5 protein-coding genes and 1 pseudogene are annotated in these 5206 nt (G+C 56.0%); 3 read left to right on the plus strand and 3 right to left on the minus strand.

Translation table 11 applies throughout. The features are described 5' to 3' along the window. A pseudogene (locus tag ASF22_RS25050) lies at window positions 1–123 on the minus strand (transcriptional regulator); the annotation flags it as partial. Between the two features lie 623 nt (window positions 124–746). Here ASF22_RS25050 and ASF22_RS24195 point away from each other — a divergent pair. From ASF22_RS24195 to ASF22_RS24200, 3 genes are all read left to right on the plus strand, one after another. Next, window positions 747–1220: a helix-turn-helix domain-containing protein gene (locus ASF22_RS24195; protein ID WP_156647866.1), complete on the plus strand. Its 474-nt coding sequence runs from the start codon at window positions 747–749 to the stop codon at window positions 1218–1220. A gap of 72 nt (window positions 1221–1292) precedes the next feature. Continuing rightward, window positions 1293–2066 carry a recombinase family protein gene (locus ASF22_RS18960; RefSeq protein ID WP_244474344.1) on the plus strand — a complete coding sequence of 258 codons (774 nt, stop codon included), beginning with the start codon at window positions 1293–1295 and terminating at the stop codon, window positions 2064–2066. A 43-nt stretch (window positions 2067–2109) separates the two neighbouring features. After that, window positions 2110–2667, plus strand: coding sequence for a DUF6680 family protein (locus ASF22_RS24200; protein ID WP_156647867.1), 558 nt, complete (start codon window positions 2110–2112; stop codon window positions 2665–2667). A 26-nt stretch (window positions 2668–2693) separates the two neighbouring features. Here the strand turns inward: ASF22_RS24200 and ASF22_RS24205 are convergent, their stop codons facing one another. Further along, window positions 2694–3854 carry a hypothetical protein gene (locus ASF22_RS24205; protein ID WP_156647868.1) on the minus strand — a complete coding sequence of 387 codons (1161 nt, stop codon included), beginning with the start codon at window positions 3852–3854 and terminating at the stop codon, window positions 2694–2696. Between the two features lie 541 nt (window positions 3855–4395). After that, window positions 4396–4587 (minus strand): hypothetical protein, encoded by a 192-nt coding sequence (locus tag ASF22_RS24210; RefSeq protein ID WP_056267212.1) that lies wholly within the window; start codon window positions 4585–4587, stop codon window positions 4396–4398. Between the last annotated feature and the right edge of the window lie 619 nt (window positions 4588–5206).

Raw genomic sequence — 5206 nt, forward strand, 5'->3', positions numbered from 1 at the left:
AACCTCGGCCTCGGTCTCGGTCACCTGACCGGCGGCGAATGCGCGCCAGAGCAGAGCGGAGACTTCGGGCAACTTCACGCACGGCGCGGCTTCGGCCGCCCGCCTGATTTCGTCTGCGAACACGTATCCCTCCTGGCACGCGCCGCACCGAGGGGGGAGGAGCGCCGTCCAGGCAAAGCTTCGCCGGGGCTAAAATGGCGCCATTTCTGACGCGATAGCCCTTGCGGCGCTGCGAGGGGAATGGGATGATCCAGTCGCCAAACTGAAAGATCGGTCCCAGCCCCGGCTGGATCGGCGGCTCGCACCCACCCGGTGCGGGCCGTTTTCGTTTCCGGAGCCAAGAGACTCGGAACCGGGGTACGATGCGCGGGCGGGGTCCACCGCGTCAATATCTTCTGCCCATCGCCGGACAGTCGATCGACGGGCGCACCCAGCATCGTTGCCAGAACGCCGTTCAGGAACGCCGTTCAGGGGTTGCCCGGTGGATCGGTGGTGTTGCCGTTCTTGCCACTACGCCACCGGCGAAGCTCGGCGAGAAGGCCGGTGATGGCCCCCAGGACGACAGCCGTTGCGGCGGCGTAAGCGGTAATGCTGTGCGGGTCTGGCATGGTTGCCTCGTGGAAGCGTTGCCAGATTTTTACCCCTGCCCGCCTAAGGCCGCGCTAAACAGACGTCCTACCGGGGGGATTCGTTAACCGTTTCCGTGAACCGTGCCTTCCAGGGAATCCATCCTCTGGGCAACCGGCATGGTCACACTCGGCAGCGCCGCAAAACAACTCGGCATCTCGAAGCCAACCATCTCGAAGGCCATCTCGAAGGGGCAGCTTTCCGCTGCGCGTCGAGACGATGGCAGCTTCGCCATCGATCCGAGTGAACTGGTCCGGTGGTGGGATGGGGTGAAACACCGCTTCCAGCCTCAGCCGGTTGTCGAGTTACACCCGGCAACCCCTTCGGTAATCAACTCGGAAACGGGGATTGCCCATCGGAACCCCGAACACCCCGGCAACGGGGATAACGAGGTAGCTACCCGGCTCGCTGCCCTTGAGGCCGAGGTACGCGGGCTGCGCGAGTTGGTTGCCGAGGTGAAGGCTTCCAGGGACGATGCTCGTCAGACGGCGGACCAATGGCGTGTTCAGGCGGAACGGCTCACGATGGTGTTGCCCGCTCCCGACAAGGACGAACCTGCCCGGCTCTCGTTGTGGAAGCGTCTGGTGGGTTGATCCATCCGATCTCCAGCATGACGACGATCTCGGGGGAGATCATGATCTCCGTGATCGCGTCCGAACGGCTGCTTGATTTCCTGCCTGATTCGTTACATTTGTAGAATCGAACGTTTCATCACATGTAACGAATCGGAGAACCGGTTGGGCCAGGATCGGTATGTCGCCTACTTCCGGGTCTCGTCGGCGAAACAGGGGAAGTCTGGGCTGGGTTTAGAGGCCCAGGAACAGACCGTTCGTGATCGCCTCGGTGGGGCCGTGGAGCCCATCGCCAAGTTCACCGAGATCGAGACGGGCACGAACAAGCGCACCCGCCCCCGACTTGCTGAAGCCTTGGCTCACTGCCGGTTGATGGGGGCGAAGCTCATCGTGGCGAACGTGAGCCGGTTGACCCGCGATCCTGATTTCATCGGCACGCTGACCGATGCCAGGGTGGAGGTGGAGTTCTGCGATCTGCCGAACACCAAGGGATCGATGGGCCGGTTCATGTTGCGCCAGATGCTCTCCGTGGCCGAACTGGAGGCTGGAATGGTCTCTGAGCGCACCAAGAAGGCTCTCGCTGCGGCGAAGGCCCGTGGTGTGAAGTTGGGGAGCCATGGGCGCAACCTGACCAGGGACGGCGTCCAGGGACGCGCGATCAGCAAGCAGGTCCGCCGAGAGCAGGCCAACCTTTTTGCGTCAGACCTCGCGGGGTTCATGACCAACATGGAGGTACGCAACGCTTCGCTTCGAGAGATTGCAGAAGCCTTGAACGCGAAGGGCATTCCGGCTCCGCGTGGTGGTCAATGGTCGCCTACTCAGGTGATGCGCATCCAGAACCGGCGGGCAACGGCTGACGTCAACTAAGTTAAATTCAACTTTTTGTAGTATTACTTTTATGAGAGAAATCATGAATCCGGCTTCTGATGTATTTGGTTGGGCAATTTTAATTGCGACTTTTATAGGTCCAGTAGCAGCGGTCTACGTCACACGTCTAATAGATAAAAAACGTGAAAATTACGAACGAAAGATGCGTATATTTCGGATACTGATGGGGAATCGAGCGGCTGGCTTAAATGCTGAAACTATACAAGCCTTGAATCTGATTGAGATAGACTTCCAGAAATGCGCTAAAGTCCTATCGGCGTGGAAGGATTACTTTGAGAATCTTCGAGCGGAGATGCCATCAGGGGATCGTCAACAAGCCTTCTTCGTAAAAAGGCAGCACCTGTATGCAGCTTTGCTCGACCAGATAGCAAAAGTTGTCGGATACAACTTCGAGCAGCTTCACATCCTTGAAGGTGGCTACTACCCAACCGGCGCTGCCAAGAGCGATGCGGATCAGAATGCGATCCGCGAGCTTTTTGCCGGGATCGCCAACGGCGAGCGTGTTCTACCCATAGCTGTAACCAACCTTCCGGCTTCTATCGATCAAGCCTCTGAAGCTTCAACCTTACGTGGCATTTAAGTCCGAACCGCGCTGGTGTGACTGCGTTACGAGAGACAAGCCGCATCAGCCAAATCCACCACCGCCTGGGCGCGAGATCGCTCGACGTCTGCTCGCGTCTGATCCAGATCGAGGCGGGCTTGCTCCACCTCTAGATCGGATAAGGCATCAGCATTGGCATCACCGTACTGAGCTTCGAGGCTTGCACTGGTTCTTCGTTGCCCTCCCATCCTGTCTAAGTGATCACATAGTTCTGACAGGGTTTCGTCGGAGATTTTATCAAGATTGATATAGGGTAATATTTCCTTGATTCTCATGTTATCCTTTCGAACATTGAATTTATGAATGGGAATCACAGTGTATTTCCCATTCGGGTTATACTCTTGTACTTGATAATATGAAGGTTTGGTATTGTCTTTATCGCTATGTGCAGTGGGAATTGTCAACTGCAATGCTTGTGAATCTTGTTTTTCTACTACGGATTCTGAGGTATTACTGTACACTCTGGAACCGTAACTTGACCGCGACGACACGCTTGAAATCGTCAAGTTGTCTAACCCGATCGTCCGGTACATCGCCTGGACGTAATCGATCCACTTGGTCTCGTATTCCTCTCTGTAATACTCAGTCTTCCGATCAAGCCATCCTCTTGAATAAAAGAATTTGAACTTTACGCTGTAATCTGACAATCTCTTTATATTATCTGAAACTGTTCCATTTTTATAAATTTCCGCAAAGTGTACTTGCCTCGGACCAACGGACCACCTCGATCTAATAGATTTATCTATGAGATTCCAAGATTCATGTCCTCTTCCATCTATAATCATATGAACATGAAGAATCACCACACGTTCCAGCTTGTGAATCTTCGCGAAATCGATACCGAATCCGGACAACAACTCGGTCTTCATTCGGCTGCACAGCATGTTCGGGTGAATTAGATCAATTTCGACTACACCCGTCCATCGCGTATATCCGCGCGGATCGCGACGGATGCGCCCCTCCTGCATCAGGGTCTTTCTGAAATCGGCATTGAGGGATGCGACCGCTTCTCTCATCAGCACAGCCGTGTCGTCCCATATGCGGACGACATAGGCCCCCACGATCACGGTGACCCAACGAAGGTCAGATCGGCGGGTCCGGACGAAGACGTCGTAGCGTGCAGCGGTGGCCGCACGGAGAGGGGCGATCTCCTCGTCCCAGGTCATGGCAGTAGCCATTCGAGGAGAGCGATCTCACCGGCAATTCCGGCGAAGCGCCGGTCGTCGGTGTAGTCGAGCACTCGCGGCTGCGAGCCGATCTGCACGAGGGCTGTCCAACCTTCATCATGCTCGATTGCGACCCGCTGACTACCAAGACGTCCTACATAGGCTCCGCAAATAAATCTTCGTCTACCCTGAGATTCCGATAAATAACTACGCGCAAACTTAGATGATTCCTGTCTTAAAATTCTTAGATTCATAATATTTCCTCGCTACAAAACTATTCCATGGATGAATTTATCCAGAACCGCATCCAGAGTCTATTTATAAAGGATCAATTATGTACGGGCACCAAGTTGTGAAAACATTTAACCGAATCCACCAACTTGGATTGACGGATTCACCGCATAACTTCAGCGTAAAATGGTGTGGTCGAAACGGAAATTATCTATACGACTTCTTCAGACGAAGTGGTATGAACCGACGTGTTCGGCCAGAATTAGTTACTCGAATCCGATCAAGACTTGCAGATGTAGCGTCTGTAGCATCAGACGATCTCGCATCCGAAGTACGCGCTCTGGACGCAGTCATCGCGCGTGACGTCGCTGTCGCGGACCTTCTTGGCCGCGCTGATCGATTCGCAGGTTGAGATTCCGTTACCGAATCCGCTTTGCAGATTCGTCATCCACAGCAAGGGCGAATCTTTCCCCAGGATGTCCACCGAATCTTCGTCCGGCACCCCTCTCGGAAGCCCTTCGACCACTCCGAGATGACCCAGAATTCGAGCTATCTGTAATTCTTGTATTCGTGCCGGGCACCGATTTGCCCCCTTGTGATGCGGCTGTCGGCCGACGTGCCAGACGCATCCACGCCTGCCATTCAGCGGAGATGATCCGCACGACGTTCGAGAGGTTGCGCCAAGCCCTGAGTTTGCGAGCTTCAACCTCAATGAGCCCGTGGTGTCGTGCGTGCTTGAGGGCGTTCTTGGCTGTGGTTCGGCACACTCCGGCGAGGGCGGCAATCCGATCGAGCGGCATGCGGCAATCCCCCATGCGAGCCACCGTCTCGGCCACGACGGCGAGAACCGCGACCTCTGCCAGGGTGAACCGGCACGCGATGTTGGGCGGAAGCCTTCCAGAAGCCGCCCAGGTGCGGCGGCGCTCCATCGAGGCGTCTGTACGTGGTCGGGAGCCCACGGGCTTCCTGGGGGCAGCTACGGCTGCTGGAACGGTCCTTCGCACCTCGATCAGGGTGGATAGAACCTCGGCCTCGGTCTCGGTCACCTGACCGGCGGCGAATGCGCGCCAGAGCAGAGCGGAGACTTCGGGCAACTTCACGCACGGCGCGGCTTCGGCCGC

Source organism: Methylobacterium sp. Leaf87 (assembly GCF_001422775.1).
Lineage (GTDB): Bacteria > Pseudomonadota > Alphaproteobacteria > Rhizobiales > Beijerinckiaceae > Methylobacterium.